Annotated in this window: 25 protein-coding genes and 1 tRNA gene; 11 read left to right on the top strand and 15 right to left on the bottom strand. The window is 69.0% G+C overall.

What is annotated here, in order from left to right; translation table 11 throughout:
* Positions 1-8 precede the first annotated feature (8 nt).
* On the top strand, positions 9-503 hold the full coding sequence (locus Q0579_RS09480; RefSeq protein ID WP_298811661.1) for an MmcB family DNA repair protein: 495 nt from the start codon (positions 9-11) through the stop codon (positions 501-503).
* A gap of 1 nt (position 504) precedes the next feature.
* Here the strand turns inward: Q0579_RS09480 and Q0579_RS09475 are convergent, their stop codons facing one another.
* Positions 505-1101, bottom strand: a complete 597-nt coding sequence (locus Q0579_RS09475; protein WP_298811660.1) for an ankyrin repeat domain-containing protein — start codon at positions 1099-1101, stop codon at positions 505-507.
* A 100-nt stretch (positions 1102-1201) separates the two neighbouring features.
* Here Q0579_RS09475 and Q0579_RS09470 point away from each other — a divergent pair, with 100 nt between their 5' ends.
* Genes Q0579_RS09470 through Q0579_RS09460 form a run of 3 tightly spaced genes read left to right on the top strand, consistent with a single transcriptional unit; the run spans position 1202 to position 2955 of the window.
* Positions 1202-1798, top strand: coding sequence for an SCO family protein (locus Q0579_RS09470; protein WP_298811659.1), 597 nt, complete (start codon positions 1202-1204; stop codon positions 1796-1798).
* Positions 1795-2229: a YcgN family cysteine cluster protein gene (locus Q0579_RS09465; protein ID WP_298811658.1), complete on the top strand. Its 435-nt coding sequence runs from the start codon at positions 1795-1797 to the stop codon at positions 2227-2229. The genes Q0579_RS09470 and Q0579_RS09465 overlap by 4 nt, the downstream gene beginning before the upstream one ends.
* Positions 2230-2253: 24 nt before the next feature.
* The gene (locus Q0579_RS09460; protein WP_298811656.1) at positions 2254-2955 is read left to right on the top strand and encodes a SprT family zinc-dependent metalloprotease; all 702 of its coding nucleotides are present in this window, start codon (positions 2254-2256) and stop codon (positions 2953-2955) included.
* Here the strand turns inward: Q0579_RS09460 and Q0579_RS09455 are convergent.
* From Q0579_RS09455 to Q0579_RS09430, 6 genes are all read right to left on the bottom strand, one after another.
* On the bottom strand, positions 2904-5108 hold the full coding sequence (locus Q0579_RS09455; RefSeq protein WP_298811655.1) for a PBP1A family penicillin-binding protein: 2205 nt from the start codon (positions 5106-5108) through the stop codon (positions 2904-2906). The two genes, Q0579_RS09460 and Q0579_RS09455, sit on opposite strands and share 52 nt — an antisense overlap.
* Positions 5109-5188: 80 nt before the next feature.
* Positions 5189-6277, bottom strand: coding sequence for an FAD-dependent monooxygenase (locus Q0579_RS09450; protein WP_298811654.1), 1089 nt, complete (start codon positions 6275-6277; stop codon positions 5189-5191).
* Positions 6259-6945 (bottom strand): methyltransferase domain-containing protein, encoded by a 687-nt coding sequence (locus Q0579_RS09445; RefSeq protein ID WP_298811653.1) that lies wholly within the window; start codon positions 6943-6945, stop codon positions 6259-6261. Before Q0579_RS09445 ends, Q0579_RS09450 begins: the two co-directional genes overlap by 19 nt.
* The gene (locus Q0579_RS09440; protein WP_298811651.1) at positions 6942-8018 is read right to left on the bottom strand and encodes a type III polyketide synthase; all 1077 of its coding nucleotides are present in this window, start codon (positions 8016-8018) and stop codon (positions 6942-6944) included. Before Q0579_RS09440 ends, Q0579_RS09445 begins: the two co-directional genes overlap by 4 nt.
* Positions 8019-8163: 145 nt before the next feature.
* Positions 8164-8250: transfer RNA gene (locus tag Q0579_RS09435), tRNA-Leu, on the bottom strand.
* Positions 8251-8354: 104 nt separating this feature from the next.
* Positions 8355-9071 carry a zinc-ribbon domain-containing protein gene (locus tag Q0579_RS09430; RefSeq protein WP_298811650.1) on the bottom strand — a complete coding sequence of 239 codons (717 nt, stop codon included), beginning with the start codon at positions 9069-9071 and terminating at the stop codon, positions 8355-8357.
* A gap of 182 nt (positions 9072-9253) precedes the next feature.
* Between Q0579_RS09430 and ftsE the strand changes: the two genes are divergently transcribed.
* From ftsE to Q0579_RS09410, 4 genes are read left to right on the top strand one after another with little or no spacing between them, the layout of a single operon-like run.
* Positions 9254-9958, top strand: a complete 705-nt coding sequence (gene ftsE / locus Q0579_RS09425; protein ID WP_298811895.1) for a cell division ATP-binding protein FtsE — start codon at positions 9254-9256, stop codon at positions 9956-9958.
* On the top strand, positions 9955-10821 hold the full coding sequence (locus Q0579_RS09420) for a permease (protein WP_298811649.1): 867 nt from the start codon (positions 9955-9957) through the stop codon (positions 10819-10821). The genes ftsE and Q0579_RS09420 overlap by 4 nt, the downstream gene beginning before the upstream one ends.
* On the top strand, positions 10818-11354 hold the full coding sequence (locus tag Q0579_RS09415; RefSeq protein ID WP_298811647.1) for a YdcF family protein: 537 nt from the start codon (positions 10818-10820) through the stop codon (positions 11352-11354). Before Q0579_RS09420 ends, Q0579_RS09415 begins: the two co-directional genes overlap by 4 nt.
* On the top strand, positions 11347-12036 hold the full coding sequence (locus tag Q0579_RS09410) for a lysophospholipid acyltransferase family protein (RefSeq protein WP_298811646.1): 690 nt from the start codon (positions 11347-11349) through the stop codon (positions 12034-12036). The genes Q0579_RS09415 and Q0579_RS09410 overlap by 8 nt, the downstream gene beginning before the upstream one ends.
* Before the next feature lie 100 nt (positions 12037-12136).
* On the opposite strand, the gene Q0579_RS09405 is transcribed toward Q0579_RS09410, so the two are convergent.
* Together Q0579_RS09405 and hisC are read right to left on the bottom strand one after the other, a co-directional pair.
* Positions 12137-13045, bottom strand: coding sequence for a prephenate/arogenate dehydrogenase family protein (locus Q0579_RS09405; protein ID WP_298811645.1), 909 nt, complete (start codon positions 13043-13045; stop codon positions 12137-12139).
* Positions 13045-14223 carry a histidinol-phosphate transaminase gene (hisC, locus tag Q0579_RS09400; RefSeq protein WP_298811644.1) on the bottom strand — a complete coding sequence of 393 codons (1179 nt, stop codon included), beginning with the start codon at positions 14221-14223 and terminating at the stop codon, positions 13045-13047. The genes Q0579_RS09405 and hisC overlap by 1 nt, the downstream gene beginning before the upstream one ends.
* A gap of 214 nt (positions 14224-14437) precedes the next feature.
* Here hisC and Q0579_RS09395 point away from each other — a divergent pair, with 214 nt between their 5' ends.
* The 3 genes from Q0579_RS09395 to Q0579_RS09385 are packed head-to-tail and all read left to right on the top strand — an operon-like array spanning position 14438 to position 16594.
* Positions 14438-15559, top strand: coding sequence for a homoserine O-acetyltransferase (locus Q0579_RS09395; protein WP_298811643.1), 1122 nt, complete (start codon positions 14438-14440; stop codon positions 15557-15559).
* On the top strand, positions 15556-16221 hold the full coding sequence (metW, locus tag Q0579_RS09390) for a methionine biosynthesis protein MetW (protein WP_298811642.1): 666 nt from the start codon (positions 15556-15558) through the stop codon (positions 16219-16221). Before Q0579_RS09395 ends, metW begins: the two co-directional genes overlap by 4 nt.
* Complete coding sequence (locus Q0579_RS09385) at positions 16196-16594, top strand: response regulator (RefSeq protein ID WP_298811641.1); 399 nt, start codon at positions 16196-16198, stop codon at positions 16592-16594. Before metW ends, Q0579_RS09385 begins: the two co-directional genes overlap by 26 nt.
* Here Q0579_RS09385 and Q0579_RS09380 read toward each other — a convergent pair.
* From Q0579_RS09380 to Q0579_RS09355, 6 genes are all read right to left on the bottom strand, one after another.
* Positions 16572-18110, bottom strand: coding sequence for a PAS domain-containing protein (locus tag Q0579_RS09380; RefSeq protein ID WP_298811892.1), 1539 nt, complete (start codon positions 18108-18110; stop codon positions 16572-16574). The genes Q0579_RS09385 and Q0579_RS09380 overlap by 23 nt on opposite strands.
* A gap of 69 nt (positions 18111-18179) precedes the next feature.
* Complete coding sequence (gene ssb / locus Q0579_RS09375) at positions 18180-18731, bottom strand: single-stranded DNA-binding protein (RefSeq protein ID WP_298811640.1); 552 nt, start codon at positions 18729-18731, stop codon at positions 18180-18182.
* A gap of 10 nt (positions 18732-18741) precedes the next feature.
* The gene (locus Q0579_RS09370; protein WP_298811639.1) at positions 18742-20595 is read right to left on the bottom strand and encodes a ferrous iron transporter B; all 1854 of its coding nucleotides are present in this window, start codon (positions 20593-20595) and stop codon (positions 18742-18744) included.
* 30 nt (positions 20596-20625) lie between these two features.
* A complete protein-coding gene (locus Q0579_RS09365) occupies positions 20626-20889 on the bottom strand; it encodes a FeoA family protein (protein ID WP_219769384.1) in 264 nt (87 codons plus the stop codon).
* A 66-nt stretch (positions 20890-20955) separates the two neighbouring features.
* The gene (locus Q0579_RS09360) at positions 20956-21657 is read right to left on the bottom strand and encodes a COQ9 family protein (RefSeq protein WP_298811633.1); all 702 of its coding nucleotides are present in this window, start codon (positions 21655-21657) and stop codon (positions 20956-20958) included.
* Positions 21657-22598, bottom strand: a complete 942-nt coding sequence (locus tag Q0579_RS09355) for a DMT family transporter (protein ID WP_298811890.1) — start codon at positions 22596-22598, stop codon at positions 21657-21659. The genes Q0579_RS09360 and Q0579_RS09355 overlap by 1 nt, the downstream gene beginning before the upstream one ends.
* Positions 22599-22705: the final 107 nt, after the last annotated feature.

Raw genomic sequence — 22705 nt, 5'->3', positions numbered from 1 at the left:
ATTCGGTCATGTTGCAGCCGCCCGCCACCTGCCAGGACGCCGCCACCGACACCTTGTGCGCCGCCGATGTCGCGCGCGGGGTGACGCGCATGTTCCTGCGCCACGACTTGGTCACCATCCACGAAGTACCGTTGGAAGGGGGACGCCGCGCCGATCTGATGGCGGTGGATGCGCGCGGGCAGCTCGTCATCGTCGAGATCAAGGTGTCGCGCGCCGATTTGCTCGGCGACGCCAAATGGCAGGACTATCTGCCGCATTGCGACCGCTTCTACTGGGCGGTGCCGGCGGGGTTCGACGCCTCGCCGATCGACGGGCCCGCCTTCCTGCCCGAGCGGACCGGGGTGATCATCGCCGATCGGTACGATGCCGAGATCGTGCGCGAAGCGCGAACCGATCCGTTACCCGCGCACGTGCGCAAACGCTGCACCCTCGCCTTTGCCAGGCGCGCGGCGCGCCGGCTGATCGCGCACGGCGATCCCGAGGCGATGCAGCTCGGCGGCTGAGCTAGCGTAGGGTCGGGCCCGACACCACGCGCGGCTTGGGCGCGGGCGTGTCCGACAGAACCTTCAGGATCGGCGCAGCACGCGGATCGGCCTTGGCATAATCGCGCGCCGACATGCCGGCGACATTGTCGGTCTGATCGGGGTTAGCCCCGGCGGCGAGCAGCGAACGTACGAGCGCCAGGTCGCGACGCTGCACCGCGCGGATCAGCGGCGTCTCGCCACCCGAATTGCCGAGGTTCGGATTGGCCTTCACCAGCGCCAGTACGTCGATCAGCGCCGGTTCGCCTTCCTGAACTGCCAGCATCATCGGCGTGTTGCCGGCATTGTCGCGAATGTTCGGATCGGCGCCCTTCGCCAGCAGGTAGCGCAGATAAGTCGCGTCACCGCGCTTTACGACGATATGGAGCGCGGTTTCCCCTGAGGTCACGTCGCGCGTGTTGACGATCCGCTGCCCGGGTTGCTCGACCAGCTGCGTCACCGTGTTGCCGTCGCCATTGCGCACGGCCTGAAGGAACTTGTAGCTCGCCGACTGCTGCTGCGCGGTGGCCGGAGCGGCGACAAGGATCGCGGCGGCGGCGATGGGGGCGAAACGGAACATGCGGCTCCTTGAGGGTAGTCGTGGTGCGTGCATGGCGACGAACGCCTTGGCGAACATGCCCTTGCTCCCCATCGTATAACCGATCAATGCTGGACGCACCATGTACATGCCCCGACTGATGCTCGCCCCGGCCGCGCTGCTCGCGGCGGCGCTCTCGTCCTGCTCGTCCGCGCCCGATCAGCGGGCGGCCGCGCCGCCGCTCGCCGGCGCGCGGATCGGCGGGCCGTTCACCCTGGTCGACCAGAACGGCCGCACCTTGAGTGATCGCGACTTCGCAGGCCGCTATCGGATCATGTATTTCGGTTACACCTTCTGTCCCGATGTCTGCCCCACCGACGTGCAGAACATCGGCGCGGCGATGCGCGTGCTGGAAAAGACGGACCCCGCGCTTGCGCAGCGCATCGTGCCGGTCTTCGTCAGCGTCGACCCCGCGCGTGACACGCCCGGGGTGCTCAAGCAATTCGTCTCCGCCTTCCATCCACGGCTGGTCGGGCTGACCGGAAGCCCTGCGGAGATCGCGCGCGTCGCCAAGGAATACGGCATCTTCTTCGCGCGCGGTAAGGGGAACCAGGACGGCTATCTGATGGAGCACAGCCGCCAGATCTACCTGATGGACCCGGCGGGCAAACCGCTGGCGTTGCTGCCCGAGACGCCGCCGCAGGCGATCGCGGACGAGATCAGGAAGTGGGCGAAATGAGCATGCGCTTCTGGGAAGACACGCCGCTCTCCAAGCTCGACCGAGGGCAATGGGAGGCATTGTGCGACGGCTGCGGCAAATGCTGCCTGCACAAATTGGAGGATGACGAGACGGGCGAGCTGTACGCCACCAACGTCGCGTGCCGTCTGCTCGATCGGCGTAGCGGGCAATGCTCCAACTACCGCAACCGCCGTGCCTATGTCAGCGAATGCGTCCGGCTGACCAACGGCAACGTCGACCAGATCGACTGGCTGCCCTCGACCTGCGCCTACCGTCTGCGCGCGAACGACGAGCCGCTGCCAAAATGGCACTACCTCGTCAGCGGCGACCGGGAGGCGGTGCACCGCGCGGGTGAATCAGTGCGCGGCTGGACCGTCAGCGAGGATGACGCCGGCGATCTGGAGAACCACATGGTCGATCGCCGGCTGTGAAGCGTTTCGCATGACGCACGCGGGATGAACGAGGCGATCGATGTCGTGCGGCACGCCCGCGCGCGCCGCGCGAAGCTGTCGTTCGATCCCACGACCGGACGCGCGCGGTTGACGATTCCCAAGCGCGCGGCGCTTGCCCCCCTGATGGCATGGGCGCGCGCGCATAGCGCGTGGATCGCCGAACAACGCGACGCGCTGCCGCAACCGCGCCCCTTCGTGCCCGGCGCCACGCTGCCGCTCAATGGTGCGACCCTGGTGATCGAGTGGCGCGCGGACGCTCCTCGCCGGGTCGAGCGGTACGGTGACCGGTTGATCGTGGGCGGACCGGGCGAGCGTGTCGAAGCGCGCGTCGCGGCGTGGGTCAAGCAGCAGGCGCTCGCGCTACTGACCGCAGACACGCATCATTATGCCACGCTGGCCGAGGTTGCGGTGACGCAGGTCAGCGTCGGCGACCCGCGTGGTCGCTGGGGCAGTTGTGCGTCGCACGGCGCGATCCGGTACAATTGGCGGCTCGCGCTCGCACCGCGAGCCGTGCGCCGCGCGACCGCCGCGCACGAGGTCGCGCACCGTGTCCACATGAATCACAGCGCCGCGTTTCACGCGCTGGTGGAGACATTGTTCGGGCGCGATCCGACGCCCGAGCGGCAATGGTTACGCCAGCACGGCGCGTCTCTTCACTGGTATGGACGTTCGTCGCGCGACGGATCGGGTCCGCGCGCCGGGTAACGGCGCTCGACCGGTTGATCGTCGCTGCGGAACTGGCGCGGTGGCGGTGCGTCACTGCGGGGTGCGGTGGACGGAAGCTGTGCGGGCACCGGCCGGCCTTGATCACGCGGAACGGGATCGCGGCGACGATTGGTTACGCGATCGATCCAGTCCTGATCGAGTCGCTGCTCGTCGCCCTCCGCCGCGGGTACTTCCGAATCAGGCACGCGGCGCGTGTCGATCACCTCGTCGCCGCCGCCGGGTAGCGGACTGCCGTCGCCATCGACGAACGATCCGTTGTCGGGCGAGCCGTAATAGGCCTCTTCATCGGGTTCGAGTTGCCAGTCAGGTAACGTCACCTTGGTGTCGAACTCCTCGATCGGGCGCTTCGCGACCGCACGGCTCATGAAGGCGGCGAACGCCTTGGCGGGGGCGGTACCGCCGTGAAGCCCGGCGACCGGCCGCGCGTCATCGCGTCCCATCCACACACCCGTCGTCAGCCCCGAGGAGAAGCCAAGGAACCAGCCGTCCTTGCCCGACGACGTGGTGCCCGTCTTGCCCGCGACCGGTCGCCCGATCTGCGCCGCGCGTCCCGTGCCGGTGTTGACCGCGGTCTGGAGCAGGTCGGTCATCCGCGCCGCGACGTCGGGGGCGACCAGCACGTGGTTGCGGTCGACCTCATGCGTGTAGATCGTCTCGCCGTCGCTCGTCACCTTGGTGATGGCGTACGGGGTGACCGCCACGCCCTTGTTGGCGACGCTGGCGAAGGCGCGCGTCATGTCGATCAGGCGGACCTCGGAGGTGCCGAGCACCATGGAGGGATGCGTGTTGACGCGCGTGGTGATGCCGAACCGGCGCGCCATGTCGGCGACGGTCTGAAATCCGACCGCCTGCCCCAATTTCGCCGCCACCGTATTGAGCGAATAGGCGAAGGCGGTCCTGAGCGTGACCTCGCCCGAGTTGCGGCGCGAGTCGTTGCGCGGGCTCCAGCCGTCGATCGTGACCGACGCGTCGACTTCCTTGTCGTCGGGCGTCTTCCCCGCTTCGATCGCGGCGAGATACACGAACAGCTTGAACGCCGAGCCGGGCTGGCGCACCGCCTGCGTCGCGCGATTGTAGATCGAGCTGACGTAATCGGTACCGCCGACCATCGCGCGCACCGCCCCGTCGCGGTCGAGCGCGACGAGCGCGCCTTGCGCGCCCTTGGGCACGTTCTGCTGGACCGCGGCATCGGCGTCGCGCTGCATGCCGACGTCGAGCGTGGTCCACACCTCCAGCGGCTTGACGGTTTCGTCGATCAGCAACTCGAGCTGCGGCAATGCCCAGTCGGTAAAATAGCGCACGCTGTTCTGGCGCGGCGCGGGGGCGAGCTTCACTGCTTGCGGATCGGCGGCGGCCGCCTGCGCCGGGGTGATCGCGCCCGTTTCGCGCATCGTCTCGATCACTACACCCGCGCGGCCAACCGCGGCCTCGGCATCGGCCGTCGGCGAATAGTTGGACGGCGCCTTGACCAGTCCGGCGATGATCGCGGCCTCGGACAGGCTCAGGTGGTTGGCGCCATGCCCGAAGAAGCGCCGGGACGCCGCATCGATGCCGTAGGCACCGCCGCCGAAATAGACCTTGTTGAGGTAGAGCTCGAGAATCTGGTCCTTGGAGAATTTCCGCTCGATCGCGAAAGCGAGGATCGCCTCGCGGAACTTGCGCCCGAACTTCTTGGCGGAGGTGAGAAAGATGTTGCGCGCGAGCTGTTGCGTGATCGTCGAGCCGCCCTGCGTCCAACGTCCGCGCCGCACGCGCACGTCGACCGAGCGCGCGACGCCGATCGGGTCTACCCCTAGGTGACTGTAGAAGCGCCGGTCCTCGACCGAGATCATCGCGCGCTGCATGACAGCGGGGATGCGATCGATTGGCAACCATTCGCCGTAGCTCGGCCCGAGCGACACGATCACTGATCCGTCGGCGGCGTGAACGCGGATCATCTGCCCGTTGGGCGACGATTTCAGATCCTCGAAACTCGGCAATTGCGCGCGCGCGACGTAGACGGCGGTAACGAGCGCGCCGAGCGCGACCAAGGCGAGCACGACCAGCGACTTCCACGCGATCGACCAGCGCCGCCGCCACGGAGAGCGGGTCTTGGAGCGCTTGCGGGATGAGGAGGGACGGGCGCGGGCCATAGCGTCGGGCCTGGCGGATAGAGGCTTGAGCGATGCTTAACAAGTCATGCCCGGCGTGGCCGATCGGTGCGGATCGGCAGCTAATCGAGCGCAGGTACCCGCGTGCTGGCCGCCACTATCGCCAGCGCGCCCGGTACACGGGCGGCGAACGGCAGCCATGCGGCCGACGCACACCGGTCCGACAGCGCCCAGACCGCGCCAGCGTTGCGCAACGGCGCGGCGACCGCGCGCGCGAACCGCTGCTGCCACGCCGCCGCGCCCGCTGCGCCATGCGCGACCATCGCTTGCGCCGCCGATCGGCCGCTGGCGAGCGCAATCCCCATGCCCTCGCCGGCGAGCGACGGGATTACCGCTGCCTGATCGCCGAGCCGAAACACACCAAGCGTCGTGCGTTCGGTCCGCCAACCGTAAGGGACGTTGGCGATCGCATCGATCGCGCTCCATCCGCCGGCGAGCCGTTCGCCCAGGCGCGGCGCCTCATGCATCAGGTCGCGTAGCAGCGCTTCTGGGCTGCCCACTTCTCGTAAGCGCGAGCGGTGCACCGCCATGCAGGCGTTGGCGCTGCCATCTTCCTGCAACACGACGCCACAGTAACCGCGTTCAAACAGGTGCAGCTCGATCGCGTCGCCGACCAGTCGCGCCAACGCGGGCGAGGGAGCCAGCCGCACACGCAGCCCGAGCGTGGGATCGCTGCCCCGCGCCTCCGCGGGGCGTGCGCCGCCGCGAATGTCATGCTTGCCGCTGGCGAGGAACAAGGCGTCGGCGGCGAGCGTCGCGCCGTCGGCGGTGCTGACCGCGTGCTCAGCGACCGTGCGCACCGTCACGCCGCGCTCGACCGCGACGCCCAGCGTCTCGGCATGAGCGAGCAGCATTGTGTCGAGCCGGCGCCGCGACACGGCGAGCGCGGGTCGCGGCAGCCGCGCTTCGCCACAGCGGCCTGCCGCAAAGATGCGCGCGCGGGTGATCCGCGTCGAGGTGAGCGCGTCGGGGTCGATGCCGAGCCGTTCCAACGAATCAATCGTGCGCCAACTGATGAAACCACCACACAGCGCGTCGGCGGTTTCGCGCGTGCGCTCTACTAGCAGCGGCGCGTGCCCGCCGCGCGCGAGCGTGATCGCCGCGGCGCTGCCTGCGGGACCGCCGCCGACGATCAGGGCCGCGCGACGCACAGCCGGAACGGAAAAGCGGTGAACACGCGCCCGGCGACACCCGCCTGATCGAGCAGCGGCTGCCACTCGGCTGGACGATAGCTGCGCGCAATCGAGAGATGGCCGTCGTGCCGGACGATCGGGTGCCAGCGGAACAGCCGCGCGAGTAGCGGCCAACCGGCATGCGCGAAGCGGTGGCGATGGAGGTCGTTGACGAGCCACCCGACGCGCGCATGGTCATGCATGAAGCGCAGAAACGCGACGAGCTGCGCGGTCGTCATATGATGCGCGACCAGGCTGGAGACGATGAAGTCCCATGGCTCGTCCACCAGGTCGGCATAGTCGCCGGTGCGATAATCGATGGCGAGCGCGGCCGGGGTGTCGGCGCGCGCGGCCAGTTCGCTGCGTGGATTGAGATCAATACCGACGAGATCAAAGGCGACGTCGCGCCGTGCACCCCAACGCGCGATCCGCCGCAGCATGTCGCCGTCGCCAAACCCGACATCGAGCAGGCGATAGAGACCACCAGGGCGTGTATGGGCGCGCAGAAACGCGAGCGTCGGTCGTGCGGCGAGCGTCACCGCGTTGACACGGGCAAGGTCGCGCACCACCGCGGCATAGGTGTCCGCCGGCAGATCGTCGGCGTCCATCAACTCCTTGCCCTGGGCGCGTTCGGCGAGCGCGGTCATGCCGACGGACCGAACGCGAAACCCTCGGCGGCGAGACCGGGACCGAAGGCGAGTGCAACGCCGCGGCACACGTCGGACCGCGCCAGTACGCGCGCGAGCACGAACATCAGCGTCGCCGATGACATGTTGCCGTTGTCCACTAGCACCGCGCGCGAATCGTCGAGGGCGGCGGCGCCGAGCGACAGCCCATGCTCGACCGCGTCGAGGATTGAGCGCCCGCCGGCGTGCACCGCCCAGGCATCGATGGCGGTGGCGTCCTGTCCCGCGGTGATCGCGTCGACCAGCACCTGGTCGGCGAGCGCAGCGGCGATCCGGCCGGGCACCTCGCCCGACAGATGCATCGCGAAGCCGGCGTCGGTGATGTTCCAGCGGATCAATCGGTCCGACTCGGCGAGCGTCGTCGCGAACGGTTGACCGATCGCGAGGCCGCGGCGCTCGGCAGACACCATCGCTGCGGCCGCACCGTCGCCGAATTGCAGCATCGCCAGCAATGGCTCGATTTCGTCCACGGCTTGCAGGTGCAGCGTGGAGAGCTCGACCGTGACCACCAGCACGCGCGCGGTGGGCTCCGATCGCACGAGATGGCGCGCGGTGCGCAGCGCCGCGACTGCGGCGTAGCAGCCCATGAAGCCGATCAGCGTGCGCTCGATCGCGGGCGAGAGGCCGAGCCGTCGCGCGATGATCTGGTCGATGCCGGGCGCGACGAAGCCGGTGCAACTGGCGACCACCAGGTGAGTCGCATCGTCGATCGCGACCTGATTGCGCAGCCGCTCGATCGCAGTCAGCGCCAGTTCGGGCGCGGCCTGTGCGTAGAGCGACATTCGCGCGGCAGTACCGGGGTGCGGCGTGTTGGCGTAGAAACCAGTATCCCCGACCGGTGAGCCGGCGTCTTTCGGCAGCACCGACCAGCGATGACCGATCGCTGCACGCGCGGCCATGCGGTCGAACAGCTTGCGCTGCGCGATCGGCAAACGCTCGCGCGCCCAGCCGATAAAGGCCGCGTGGATGTCGTGGGACGGAACAGCCGTGCCGATCGCGTTGATATAGGATGTCACAAAGTCGGCCGATGCCATAACGTTCGAACGCGCACCGGCTTCGTTCGGGCCCACGCACCGGCGCGACACCGCGCCAGGAGGAGCGACGAGCAGTGCGGTGATGATGAAATCACACCCGACGCTGCCGGGCGGTTATCAATCCCGCTCTCCACGGAGCGGGAAATGGTGCGGTCGAGAAGACTCGAACTTCCACGGCCTTTCGGCCACAACGACCTCAACGTTGCGCGTCTACCAGTTCCGCCACGACCGCACACGATGTTCACCGGGCGGACCCGGCGACTGGTAGGAGCGGGCCTCTAGCAAAGCCGTTCGCGCGTGGCAACGGCGATTGTGCGGGCACGATCACCTTTCGCGTCAGCTCGCCTCGCCCACGAAGCTGAGGTCGAGCCGCTTCGACGAAGCGGGTACGTCGACCTGCGCCGAGTTGAAATCGATCGCGCCGTTCGCCGGCAGCGTGCGCTGCTGCGGGGTGATCGTCCAGCTGAACACGACGCGGCCTTTCTCGTCGCGCAGGTCGGCGCGCAGGTCGGGTACGCGCTGCGCCGCGCTCGACGGGTTGGTGATCCGCCCGCTGACCGCGAACAGTTCCGACCCGTTGGTCATCTGTCGCCGCTCGATCGGGTTGTCGACGATGCGCAGCGGCGACTGCGCCGGGCCGATATTGAACCCCGCTTGCTGCGCGAGGCCGGGCGCGGTGGTCCACAGGATCACGCCGACGAGCGCCAGCATGATCAGCCCCGCCGCGATTGACGCGATGGTGCGCACCCGCGCCATGTTGCGCCGCGGGCGGAACGGCGGCTGGTGCGCGAAGGCGTCGAACCCGCCAGGCGAGGTGGCGGGCGTCGGATCCGTGACCGGCGAGGGCGCATAGCCCGCCGGCGCGAAGTCTGCTGCCACCGGCGCGGCCGCGACGGGCGGCAGATCGGCGAGCGCCGACGCCGCCGGCAACGCCGCGCCTTCCTGGAACCAGCTATGCCGGCAATTCGCGCAGCGCACCGTGCGCCCGGTCACGCCGACCGCGGAGTCGGGCACGAGGTAGCGGGTGCGGCATTCGGGACACTCGAGGATCATGACGCCACGCTTACGGTTATCGTTAGCGACGTAAACACCTCACGTGGCACGCTGGCAAGTATCGCCTGCGAAACGGCCTCGCCGATCCCACTCCCGGACAGCGGAGCGGCGCGCCTGTGACTTGATGAAGGGGCGCGCGCTGTGCGATGGCGGGCGTGCTCAAGAAGGGATATCGCCGGCCGGTGGCCACGATCGTGCAGTTCGAGAATGTGGGGCTGCGCTACGGGCAGGGGGACGAGGTTTTGTCCGACCTCAGTTTCTCGCTGACCGCGGGCGAATTCTATTTCGTGACGGGTGCGAGCGGGGCGGGAAAGACCTCGCTGCTCAAGATGCTGTACCTGGCGCAGCGGCCGACGCGCGGTGCGATCAACCTGTTCGGCACCGACGTCGTCACGCTGCCGCGCGCGCGCATCCCGGGGTTTCGCCGCCGCATCGGCGTCGTGTTCCAGGATTTCCGGCTGGTTCCGCACCTGTCGGCGGCGGATAACATCGCGCTTCCGTTGCGGATCGCGGGCGTGCTGGAGGACGAGGTCGGCGAGGCGGTGTCGGAGATGCTCGCCTGGGTCGGGCTGACCAACCGTGCGGAAGCGCGCCCGCCGACGCTGTCGGGCGGCGAGCAGCAGCGCGTCGCGATCGCGCGCGCGGTGATCGGCCGGCCCGAAATCCTGATCGCGGACGAGCCCACCGGCAACGTCGACGAGGCGATGGCCGATCGGCTGTTGCAGTTGTTCGCGTCGCTGAACGGTCTGGGCACCACGCTCGTGATCGCGACGCACGATCTTCAGCTCATCTCGCGCGTGCGATCGGCGCAGATGATGCGGATCGACGGCGGGCGGCTGCTCGATCCGACGGGAATGCTGCGCCATCCGCCGGGACGGCACGCGTGAGCGCAGCGAGCACACGCGTCCTCGACACCGCGCGGACCGGGCGCGGTATGGTGTGGGTCATCGCGCTCATGCTGTTCCTGACCGTGCTTGCGACCGCCGCCGGGATCGGCACCGCGCGTGCGACCGGCCAAATCGGTGTGCAACTGGGCGGGCGCGCAACCGTGCAGATCGCCGCGGCAGACCCGGGGCGGCGCGAGGCGACGGCGGGCGAGGCGGCGTCGCTGCTCGCCGGGGTGGCGGGGGTCAGCGGCGTGCGCGTCGTGCCGCGGGCCGAGATCGCGCAATTGCTGAGCCCGTGGCTGGGTGGCGACGCCGATGACGTCGACCTACCGATCCCGGTGCTGGTCGACGTGACCCTGGCGGACGCGGGTGCGGCGCAGCGCGTTCGCCAGGCACTGGCGGCGGTACCCGGCGCGCGGCTCGACCTGCACAGCCAGGCGCTGGCGCCGGTGCGCGCGTTTCTTCGCACGATGAGTGCGCTGGCGACGCTGCTAGTGGCGATGATGCTGGGCGCGACCGCGTTCGTCGTCGTGCTGGCGGCGCGCGCCGGACTGGAGGCGCACCGCGGCACGATCGAGGTCATGCACATGCTGGGCGCGACCGACGTGCAGGTCGCGCGGCTGTTCCAGCGACGCTTGTCGCTCGACGCGGCGCTGGGGGCAGCGGTGGGTGGGGTCGCCGGGTTGGTGGCGGTCGTGCTGCTGGGCATGCAGGCGAGCACGCTCGGGTCCGAACTGCTGGGCGCGGTGACGCTCGGCACGGTCGGCTGGGCGGCGCTGATCGTCCTACCGTTCGGCTTCGTGGCGCTCGCCGCCACCGTCGCCCGCCGTGCCGTCGTGCGCAGCCTGGGGCAGATGCTGTGATCCGGCGGCTCGCGGGGCTCGCGCTGATCGTCTGGGCGCTCGGCTTCGCGCTGTTCGCGGTGACGCTGCCGCAACCCGCGAGCGACGCGCAGACCGACGGCATCGTTGTGCCGACGGGCGCCGCAGGCCGGATCGATCGCGGACTCGAACTGCTGGAGGCGGGCCATGCGCGGCGAATGCTGGTGACGGGAACGGCGCCGGGCGTGCAGCAGCGCGATCTGGTGCGAACCTACGGCTACGCCGCCGTCTTCGCGTGCTGCGTCGATCTGGGCGAGGAGGCGGTCGACACGCGTTCCAACGCGGAGGAGATCGCGGGCTGGGTGAAGCAGCATCGCTACCGGTCGGTGCGGCTGGTCACCTCCAACTGGCATGCGCGGCGCGCGGCCATGGAACTGGCGCAGTCGCTTGACCCCGCGGTTGCGGTGGTGATCGACGGTGTGCCGAGCCAGCCGAGCCTGACGCAATTGTTGAACGAATATCACAAGTTGCTGCTGCGCCGCGCGGTGTTGTGGTGGGAGAGCTGGCGTGGGTGACGTGGTGCGGACCTGGGTGTTCCGCTTGTTCTTCGCGGTCGGGTCGCTGATCGTGGTGCTGGTGATCCCGTTCGTGGCGTTGTTCGGGCAGCGCGTGATGATCGCCTACTCGCACGGTTGGGCACGGTATCACACGCTGATCGCGCGGTGGATCATGGGGGTGCGCACCCGGATCGAAGGCGCGCCGATCCCGTCGGGGCCGGTGCTCTACGCCGCCAAGCACGAGGCGATGTTCGAGACGCTCGAACTGCCCTATCGATTGGGGGGGCCCGCGGTGGTCATCAAGCGCGAGCTGGCGCAGATACCGCTGTGGGGCTGGGCGGCGCGCATCTACGGAGCGCTGCCGGTCGACCGTGAGGCGTCCGCGAAGGCGCTGCGGCAGTTGATGGCCGATGCGGCGGTGTTCAAGGCCGCGGGGCGGTCGGTGATCGTGTTCCCCGAAGGCACCCGGATGCCGCACGGCGAGCGTCCGCCGCTCCGTTCAGGATTCGCGGGGCTGTACCGCGCGCTCGGATACCCGGTGGTGCCGATCGCGCTCGACAGCGGGAAGCGCTGGCCGCGCAAGGGGCACGCGCATTCGGGGCCGGTCCGCGTCCTGATCGGCGAGGCGATCCCGCCCGGGCTGCCGCGGCGCGAGGCCGAGGAGCGCGTGCACGCCGCGATCAACGCGCTCAACGACTGACCGCGGAAAGTCGCTAAGGTCGAACTTATCGCGCGCGCCCGGAGCATGATGTCAAACAGCGCCGCCGCGATAGGCGCGGTGATGGCGTGTAGGACAGCCCCTAGTCGTGTTTGCGGCCGAAATCGGCGGCGGCGTCATCCTGGCCCTGGTCGACGATCGAGCGGCGGATCGCGCGGGTGCGCGCGAAACGATCATAGAGCGCGTCGCCGTCGCCCCAGCGGATCGCGCGTTGCAATTGCGACAGGTCCTCGGAGAAGCGTTGTAGCATGTCGAGCACCGCGTCCTTGTTCGACAGGAACACGTCGCGCCACATGACGGGATCGGACGCGGCGATCCGCGTGAAATCGCGGAAGCCTCCGGCGGAGAATTTGATCACCTCGCTCTGCGTCACCTGTTCGAGGTCGTCGGCGGTGCCGACGATCGTATAGGCGATAAGGTGCGGCAGGTGGCTGGTGACCGCGAGGACGAGGTCGTGGTGGCCAGGCGCCATCCGCTCGACTTGTGCGCCCAGCCGGCGCCAGAATTCGGCGACGCGCTCGACGCCGGTCGGATCGCTGTCGGCGAGTGGCGTTACGATGCACCAGCGGCCGCGGAACAGCGTCGCGAAGCCCGCGTCCGGCCCGCTCTGCTCGGTGCCCGCGACCGGGTGCGCGGGGATCACCTGCGCCGGCGGCAGATGCGCGGTGAGCGCGGCGGCGACCGATGCCTTGCAACTGCCGACATCGCTGACGATCGCGTCAGCGGGCAGCTCGTCGGCGATTTCCGCCGCGACCGCCGCCATCGCCCCGACCGGCACGCACAGGATGACGAGATCGGCGTCAGTCACCGCCGCGCCCGCGGTATCGGTCACGTCGTCGGCGAGGCGCAGCGCACGCACCGACTCGCGCACCGCCGGGCTCGCGTCATGCCCGGTCACGCGAACGCTCGGCATATATTCCCGCACCGCGCGCGCGATCGAAGAGCCGATCAGGCCCAGCCCGATGACGGTCACGCGTGCGAAGGGGAGCATCAGCCGCGCTCGATACCCTGATCGGCGGGAGTAGCGTGCGCAGGGGAGGCGTGTTGCTCGACCAGCGCGCGCAAGGCAGCGGCGACGCCGCGCGTTTCGTCTTCGGTGCCGATGGTGATGCGCAATCCTTGCGCGAGGCCCTGTCCGGGCAACCAGCGGACGATGAAGCCTGCGTCCATCAGCCCCTTGTAGGCGGTTTCCGCGGTCAGCTCGCCCTCGAACACGACGAGCACGAAGTTCGCCTGGCTGGGGATCGCGCGCAGGCCCGCGTTGCCGAGGCTGGCGACCTCCTGGTTGAACCACGCGCGCCACTCGGCATTGTGTACCCGCGTTGATTCGACGAATGCGCGGTCCTCGATCGCTGCCACCGCCGCGCGCTGCCCGCCGATCGTCACGTTGAACGGCAGGCGGATGCGGTGCAGCGCCTGGATGATGTCGGCGTGCGCGTAGCCCCAGCCGATCCGTTCGGAGGCGAGACCGTGGATCTTGGAGAAGGTGCGCGTGACGAGCACGTTGGACGCGGTGCGCGCGAGGTCGAGCCCGCCGTCGTCGTCGGCGGCGTCGAGATATTCGGCATAGGCCTGATCGAGCACCAGCAGCACGTGCGGCGGAAGGGCGGCGTGGAGGCGCGCGATCTCGTCCTTCGGCGCGAAGGTGCCGGTCGGGTTGTTGGGGTTGGCGATGTAGACGACGCGGGTGCGATCGGTGACGGCGGCGAGCACCGCGTCGACGTCGGTCGCGTAGTCGCGGTCGGGCGCGATCACCGGCGTCGCGCCGACGCGTCGCGCCGCGATCTCGTACACCGCGAAGCCGTAGCGCACGAAGATCACCTCGTCGCCCGGACCCGCGAACGCGCCGGCGGCGAGGTGGAGGATCTCGTCCGAGCCGTTGCCGTAGATGATGCGGGCAGGGTCGAGGTCGAACGCCGCGGCGATCGCCTCGCGCACCGGCGCGGCGCTCGCGTCGGGATAGCGCTCGAGCGTGTCGGCGGCGGAGGTGTAGGCCGCGCGCGCGGCAGGCGAGGTGCCGAGCGGATTCTCGTTCGACGAGAGTTTCGCGACCTTTCGCCCGTCGTCGGTGGTCGAGCGACCGGGGATATAGGGCGCGATGTCCATCACCCACTGCTTGGGGGCGGGGGCGGAAGGGCCGGTGTGGGTCTGGCGAGCGGTGTCGGTCATGGCGCGGAGGCTTAGTGAAGCGGGCGGGCGGGGGGAAGCGTGTCGTTCACGTCGAGGCGCTGCGAACGCACTAGTCCTCTCGTCACCCCTAGCTTGATCCGGGGTCTGGCTTTTGTCGGGCGGCGAGAGAAGAAGCGGGATCCCGGGTCAAGCCCGGGATGACGGGATGCGGTTGCTTGCGGGATGACGGGGCGCGGATTATCGCGGCGGCTCGATGTCGCTCGCTTCCCCATCCGACGACCAGCGTTTCGGCCTGTCGCGCCGCGCGATACTGCCGGGACCGCTCCGGCTCGACGGCGGCGCGTCGTTGTCGCCGATTGAGATCGCGTACGAGACCTACGGCACGCTCGACAGCGAAGCGGGCAATGCGATCCTCGTCTGCCACGCGCTGACCGGCGACCATCACCTAGCCAGCCCGCACCCGCGCACGGGCAAGCCCGGCTGGTGGCAGCGGATGGTGGGGCCGGGCAAGCCGATCGACACGAACCGCTTCTTCATCGTGTGCGCCAACGTGCTGGGTAGTTGCATGGGCTCGTCCGGCCCCGCCTCGATCAACCCCGCGACCGGGCGCGCCTGGGGCATGGCGTTTCCCGTCATCACGATCCGCGACATGGTGCGCGCGCAAGCGCTGCTGCTCGACCATCTCGGCATCGCGCGACTGGCGGCGGTGGTCGGCGGATCGATGGGGGGAATGCAGGCGCTCAGTTGGGCGGCGACTTACCCTCAGCGCGTCGCGGCGGCAGTGGTGATCGCCTCGACCGCGCGCCACACCGCGCAGAACATCGCCTTTCACGAGGTCGGGCGGCAGGCGGTGATGGCCGATCCCAACTGGCGCGGGGGCGATTACTACGACGGCGAGGCGCCCACGCGGGGTCTGGCGGTGGCCCGCATGGCGGCGCATATCACCTATCTGTCGGAGGCAGGCCTCACCGAGAAGTTCGGTCGCCGGCTGCAGGCACGGGAGGCGAAAAGCTTTGGCTTCGACGCCGATTTCCAGGTCGAGAGCTACCTGCGTCATCAGGGACTGACCTTCACCGATCGGTTCGACGCCAATTCCTACCTCTATATCACGCGCGCGATGGATTATTACGATCTGGCGGAGGAGCATGGCGGGCGGCTGGCGAACGCGTTCGCGCCGGCGACGCGCTTCTGCCTCGTCAGCTTCGACACCGACTGGCTCTACCCGACCGCCGAGTCGCGCGCGATCGTGCAGGCGCTGAACGCCGCCGGTGCGCCGGCGAGCTTCGTCGAATTGTCGAGTCCGTACGGCCACGACGCGTTCCTGCTCGACTCGCCCGAACTCGACCGCATCGTCGCGGGCTTCCTGGGCGCGTGACGTTGCGTCCCGACCTCGCGATCATTGCCGCCAATGTGGCGCGGGGCAGCCGCGTGCTCGACGTCGGCTGCGGGACGGGTGACCTGATGGCGGCGCTGCGCGATGAGGCTGGAGTCGACGCGCGCGGGCTGGAGATCGATGCGGTCAAGGTCGCCGATGCGGTCGCGCGCGGGTTGAGCGTCATCCAGGGTGACGCCGACGTCGATCTGGCGGGCTATCCGGACGCGAGCTTCGACTATGCGATCCTCAGCCAGACGCTGCAGACCGCGCGCGCGCCGCATCTGGTGCTCGACCATCTGCTGCGCATTGGAGAGCGCGCGTTCGTCAGTTTTCCGAATTTCGCGCACTGGCGCGTGCGGCTTTCGCTGCTGTGGGGCGGGCGGATGCCGGTGACGCGGCTGTTGCCGGAGGAATGGTACGACACCCCCAACATCCACCACCTGACGATCGACGATTTCCGCGCTTTCCTGCGCGCGCGCGGCGTCGCCGTTGAGCGCGCGTGGTTCCTGTCGGGCGACCAGGAGATCGGCAGTGCGGCGGCCAACTTTATGGCCGAACACGCCGTATTTCTGCTTGCGAGGAACCAAGAACGTTGCTCAAGGTTAGCTGAATTTGATAGCAACCTTTCCGAGACCGATGCCCAAAACCGCGCTCATCGTTGAAGACGAGATCTTCGTCGCGCTCGATCTGGAGCGTATCCTGGTCGACGCAGGCTATACAGTGGGTGCGATCGCGGCCGACAGCGCGCAGGCGCTCGCCGCCGCGCCGGCATGCTCGTTCGCCTTCGTCGACGTGAACCTGCGCGACGGGCCAACCGGTCCGATCGTTGCCGAGCGGATCGCACGCGATTACGGCGTGAAGGTCGTGTTCGTCACCGCCAACCCCGGGCAGATCGGCTCGGTACCCGACGCGCTCGGCTACGTGCGCAAGCCGTTCAGCGATCAGGCGATCCTGGCGGCGGCGGCGATCGCCGCGGCGGGGAGCCAGGCTGCCGCCGCCGACGACGATTTCGTCAGGCTCGATCAGCGCGGCTGAACGCCGATCGCGGCGCGTGTAGGGTGACGGTGAGCCCACCCGGCTGCCAGTCGCGCTCGATCGTCCCGCCGAGCTGACGCACCGCCGACAATTCGATTAGCTGCGTGCCGAACCCGACATGCTCGCTCGCGCCGGTGAGCGCCGGGCCGCCCTGTTCGCGCCACGTCATCGTCACCTCGGCGTCGCGCGTTCCGACGTCGAGCGTCACCGTGCCGCCGCTCAGCGACAAGGCGCCGTACTTGGTCGCGTTGGTGGCGAGTTCGTGGAACAGCAAGGCGAGCGGGGTGGCGGCGCGATCGTCGACGACCAGGTCGGTACCCGTCACCGTGATCCGCGCGCGGTCGCCGACGCGCGACTGATAGGGCGCGAACAATTGTTCGAGCAGCCCGTGCAGGCTGTCCTGCGCCGCGAGCGGGCGCGACTGCGGGCTGTGCGGCCGCACGAAGTCGTGCGCGCGGCCGAGCGCAGTGATCCGCTCGCGCAGGTCGCTCGCCACGGGGGCGAAGCCGGGATGGCTGCGCGCGGCGAACTGGATCAGCCCGGAGATGACCGAGAAGATGTTCTTGATCCGGTGCGACAATTCCTGGCTGATGATCTCGCGCTGCTCAAGCGCGAGCTTCTGCTCGTGAATGTCGGTGCAGGTGCCGAACCAGCGGGTGATCTGGCCGTTCGCGTCGCGGATCGGCAGCGCGCGGCCGAGCACCCAGCGGTAATTGCCGCTGGTATGCCGCAGCCGATACTCGATCTGATACGGCTCGCCGGTCGTCAGCGAATAACGCCAGACGTCCCACGCGCGCTCCTGATCGTCGGGGTGGAACATGCCGTTCCATTCCGCGCCATCGGTCGAGCCTTCGGGCATGCCGGTGAACTCGTACCAGCGTGCATTGTAATAATCATGATAACCATCGGGCAGCGTCGACCACACCATCTGCGGCATGGTGTCGGCAAGCGTGCGAAAGCGCGTTTCACTGTCGAGCGCGGCGCGGCGCGCATCATTCTCGGCCGCGCGCCACGCCGCACCGTCGCGCGAGTCGCGCAGCCGTGCGAGCACATTGGCGGCGAGCACGACGAGACCCTCGTGCTGGAGCGTGGTCAGCCCGCCGGGCCGCGGCGCCATGTCGAGCACGCACAAGGCGCCGAGCGGGATGCCGTCATCGCTGACGAGCGGCGCACCGGCGTAGAAGCGCACGCCCGGATCAACGAGCAGCGGATTGTGCGCGAAGCGCGGATCGAGCGTCAGGTCGGGCACGACCATGACGTCGCTGCCCCACATCGCATGGGCGCAGAACGACTGGTCGCGCGGCGTGCCGCACAGGTCGGTGCCGGTTGCCGAGAGGAACGACTGGCGCGTTTCTTCGACCAGGCTGACCAGCGCCACCGGCGCGTCGCACAATCGCGCGGCAAAGTCGGTGATCTGCTTCAGCGCCGGCGAGTTGCGCAGCAGATCGAGTTCGTACGCTTCCAGCGCCGCGGTGCGGCGCGCCTCGTCGACGCGCCAACCCGATGCCGCGGGCACGCTCGGCGGTTCGGGCGCGCTCGGGAGTTGGGCCGCGGGGCGCCCGTCGGACTGCGTCTGATCGGTCACTTAGAACGGAACGTCGTCGTCGAGATCGTCCGCGTAACCGCCGCCGAAATTGCCGGCATCCGACGAGCTGCCGCCGGACGAACCACCGCGCGAACCGCCACCGAAGCCGCCGCCGCCACGCGACCCGCCGCGGCTGCCGCCGCCGAAGTCGTCACCGCCGCCGAAATCGTCGCGACCGCCGCCGCCACCACCGTTCCCGCCCGGACCATCGAGCATCGTCATGACCGCGCCCGGGCCCTGGAGCACGATCTCGGTCGAGTAGCGATCCTGACCCTGCTGGTCCTGCCATTTGCGCGTCTGGAGCTGGCCCTCGATGTACACCTTCGAGCCCTTGCGCAGGTAGCGTTCGGCCACGCCCGCGAGGCCTTCGGAGAAGATTGCGACCGAGTGCCACTCGGTACGTTCCTTCTTCTCGCCCGAATTGCGGTCCTTCCACGATTCGGAAGTGGCGATGCGCAGGTTCACCACCTTGCCGCCGTTCTGGAACGAGCGTGATTCGGGGTCGCGCCCCAGATTGCCGACGATGATGACCTTGTTGACGCTGCCTGCCATTCCTGCCTCTTCAAAGGCCGACGGCGACCGCCAGCCAGTAGGTTAATCCGGCCATGATGTAGGCCGCGGCGAACAGATAGCCAATCATGAACAGCGGCCACTTCCACCCATTCGTCTCGCGTCTCGTCACCGCGATGGTCGAGATGCACTGCGGCGCGAACACGAACCACATCAGGAACGCGAGCGCGGTGGGGAGGGTCCAGCGGTGGCGCAGATTGTCGACGATGGTGCGCTCGCCGCGCGCATCCTCGGGATCGTCAACCGCGTAGACGGTGCCGATCGCCGCCACCGCGACCTCGCGCGCCGCCATCGCGGGGATCAGCGCGAGCGCGATGTCGCGGTTGAACCCGATCGGGCGCACCGCAACCTCGATCCCGTTCGCGATCCGCCCCGCAACCGAGTAATTGACCTGGCTCTGTCCCTCGGGTGCCTTGGGGAACGACAGGAGCGCCCACAGGATCACGGTGGTGAGCGCGATGGTGGTCCCTGCGCGTTTCAGGAAGATATAGGCGCGCTGCCACAGCCCGATCGCGACGTCGCGGAAGCGCGGCATCTGGTATTTGGGCATTTCCATCATGAAGCCCGACGACGCGCCCTGCGTGACCGTGCGGCGCAGCACCAAAGCAGCGATGAACGCGCCCAGGATGCCGAGCAGGTAGAGCACCAGCAGCACCAGCCCCTGTAGCCCCACGAACCCGCCCAGCCGCGTGTTGGGAATGAATGCGCCGATGATGATCGTGTAGACCGGCAGCCGTGCCGAACAGGTCATCAGCGGCGCAATCAGGATCGTGGTCAGCCGATCCTTTTCATCGTCGATCGTGCGCGTCGCCATGATGCCGGGCACCGCGCAGGCGAACGAGGAGAGGAGCGGGATGAAAGCGCGCCCGGACAAGCCGACGCGGCTCATCATCCGGTCCATAAGAAAGGCCGCGCGGACCATATAGCCCGACGCTTCGAGCACGAGGATGAACGCGAACAGGATCAGGATCTGCGGCAGGAAGACGACCACCGCGCCGACGCCCGCGATCACGCCGTCGGTCAAGAGCGAGCGAAGGAAGCCGTCGGGCAGCACGCCCTTGATCGCGCCGTCTGCCGCGGCGAACGCGCCCTCGATCCACGCGATCGGTGCCTCCGACCAGGTGAACACCGCCTGGAACATGACGAACAGCAAGGCCACGAGCAGTACCGGGCCGACGACCGGATGGAGCGCGACCGCGTCGAGCGCGTGGTTCCAGCGCCTGGTCGGCGTCTCGCTCACGGTCGCGGCGTTGGCGATCGCGCGCGCGCGGCGTTGCAACACGCCGATCTCGTCGGGCACGGCATCGACGGAAGCGCGCGCGGGCACGCGCTGGCCGAGCAGCGCGCCGAGCTGCGCCTTGAGCACGTCGATCCCGCGTCGGCGCACCGCGACGGTCGGCACGACGGGCACCCCCAGCTCGCGCGCGAGCACGTCCGGGTCGAGCGTCAGCCCGTCACGCTCGGCCAGATCGACCATGTTGAGCGCGACCACGACCGGCAGCTTCAAGGCGATCAGCTGGAGCGCGAAGCGGAGATGGTTGTCGAGGTTGGAGGCGTCGACCACGACGATCATCGCGTCGGGCCGCCGCTCGAACCCGCCGCGCCCCGTCACTACGTCAACCGTCACGCGCTCGTCGGCGGACACGGGATCGAGGCTGTAGGTGCCGGGCAGGTCGACCAGCTCGACCGGGCGCCCGTCGTCCAGTGACAAGCGGCCGGAGTGGCGCTCGACGGTGACGCCGGGGTAATTGCCGACCTTCTGCCGCGCGCCGGTCAGCGCGTTGAACAGCGCGCTCTTGCCGGCATTGGGGTTGCCGACCATCGCGACCAGCGGCGAGGCATGCATGTCAGCCGGCGTTTCTCGAAACGCGCGCGGTCACTCGGCGGGCAGCGGGTCGAGCGAGACGCGCACCGCACCCGCGACCGCGCGGCGCAGCGCCACCGTCATGCGCCCGATGCGGCAGGCGATCGGCCCGCCACCGAAGCGCGCGCGGTGCAGCACCTCGATCGAGACGCCCGCGTCGAACCCCAGCTCGCGCAGCCGCCGCGCCTCGGGCGTCGCGAGCCGCGTCCACTCGATCGAATCGACGGTCGCGGCCTGGTGGCGCGGGAGGGTTTCGAGGTTGAGGTTCGCGGTCACACCTGCGTTATAAGCGGTCTGCGATTGATTATCAATAACTCGCGCAGCACATCGCATGACAGCGCGTCATGCGACCGGATAACGCAGCCGCCCGACGAAGCGCGACAGGCTGGGGCGGTAGCGCGTGCGCGCAGTGGCGCTCGCTTTCGCCTTCTCGATCGCCATGATGTCGTCGATCCGCCGCGCGAGGAACGCGCGCGTCTCGGCATGACCCTCGCTGTCGTCGTCGAGGAAGACGGTGATCGTCGCGGCGTAGGTGGCGAGCAGCATTGCGCGCTTGGTATAATGGTTGTAGTCGGTCGCGGTGTCGCCCGCGAGCCGCCACATCCGGTCGGCGCTGCGCCAGCCGAGCCGCGCGGCACGCGCCACGTTGGTGGGAAGTGCCAGAATCGCGATCGCGCGGCGCAGCGACTCGCGATCGGGTGACAGGATGTCGAGCCGCGTCTCGATCAGCGCGGTGATACGCTGACGAATCTTCATGCCGGCGAGCGTCTCGGCAGGGAGGCGCACCGCCATCTCGGCGTCGACATGGTCGAACCAGGCATCGATCATCGCCGGCGCACCGCCCTCGAACGCCAGTCTGGCGACGTCGCGGTCAATGCCCGCGCCCTCGGCGGCATAGTCGCGTGCCTCGTCGCCCCAGCCGTCGAACGCGGCGTTGCTGGCGATCGCGGGGGCGAGCTGCTGGCGGATTTCGTCGAGTGTCAGGTCGGCAGGGTCGTGCGCCGCTGCCGTGCTGCCGGTCGTGTTCGCGATCGTATCGGTCATTACCGCACCTCGTCTGCCGCTCGCGGCTCGGCCGCGGTCTTTATCACTTGGGGACTGCGACGCACCAGCACCAGCGCTACCGCCACCATCGCGGCACCGAACAGGTCGGGCGCGCCGAGCGACTCGCCGTAAACGACCCAGCCGATCGTCGCCGCGACCACCGGCTGGAGCAGCAGCGCGAGCCCGATCACGAGCGGGCTCAATTTGCCGAGCGCGTAGATCATGCAGCCCTGCCCCACCACCTGGCTGACGAGCGCGAGCCCAACCAGCGGCCACCAGTCGCCCGGCACCACGCGCTCGCCCAGCGCGAGCGCGATGGCGAGCAGCGGCACGAGCGCGGCGAGTGAAGAGAGCGCGAGTGCGGGCCACGGCGCCATCGTGCGACGCACCCCCGACATCAGCACGAAATACACCGCGTAGAGCACGCCCGCGAGCACGCACAGCAGATCGCCGACCAAGTGACGCGGATCGAGCTGGTACGACCGCCCCATCAGCAATCCGGCGCCGAGTGCAGCGAGCAGCAGCGCCAATCCTTGCGTCCGCGTCGGCCAATTGCGCGCAACGACGAAGCCGTAGATCGGAAAAATGAAGGTCGCCGAATTGCCGAACAGCGTCGCGTTGGCGAGCGTCGTCTGCAGGATGCCGACGTGCCAGCTACCCAGGTCCATCGCGAAGGCGACGCCGGCGAGTGCGAGCAACACCCACATCTTGCCCGGCAGCCGCAGTGCTGCAACGCGGGTGCCGCTCGCGATCGCGAGCATGACGATCAGCGGCAGCGCGAGCGCCATGCGCCAGAAGGCGGCGGCGACCGGGCCGGTATCGGCCAGCCGCACGAACCACGGCCCGAACGCGAGCGCGACGTTGGCGACCACGACCGCGAGCAGCGGCAGCGCGGGCGCGCCCTCGCCCGCGTGGCCGCTCTTGCCGTTACCCAGCGGCATCGGACCGGGAATGGGGATCGCCACCGCATTCGGCTCGGCACCCGCGGGTGGAACCTCGTTCCCGACGAGCGCGCTTGGCGGCGGCGAAGCATTTCTTGGGTGCGCGC

This window comes from uncultured Sphingomonas sp. (assembly GCF_936927845.1).
GTDB lineage: Bacteria > Pseudomonadota > Alphaproteobacteria > Sphingomonadales > Sphingomonadaceae > Sphingomonas.
This window is presented reverse-complemented; position numbering and strand designations above follow the sequence as displayed.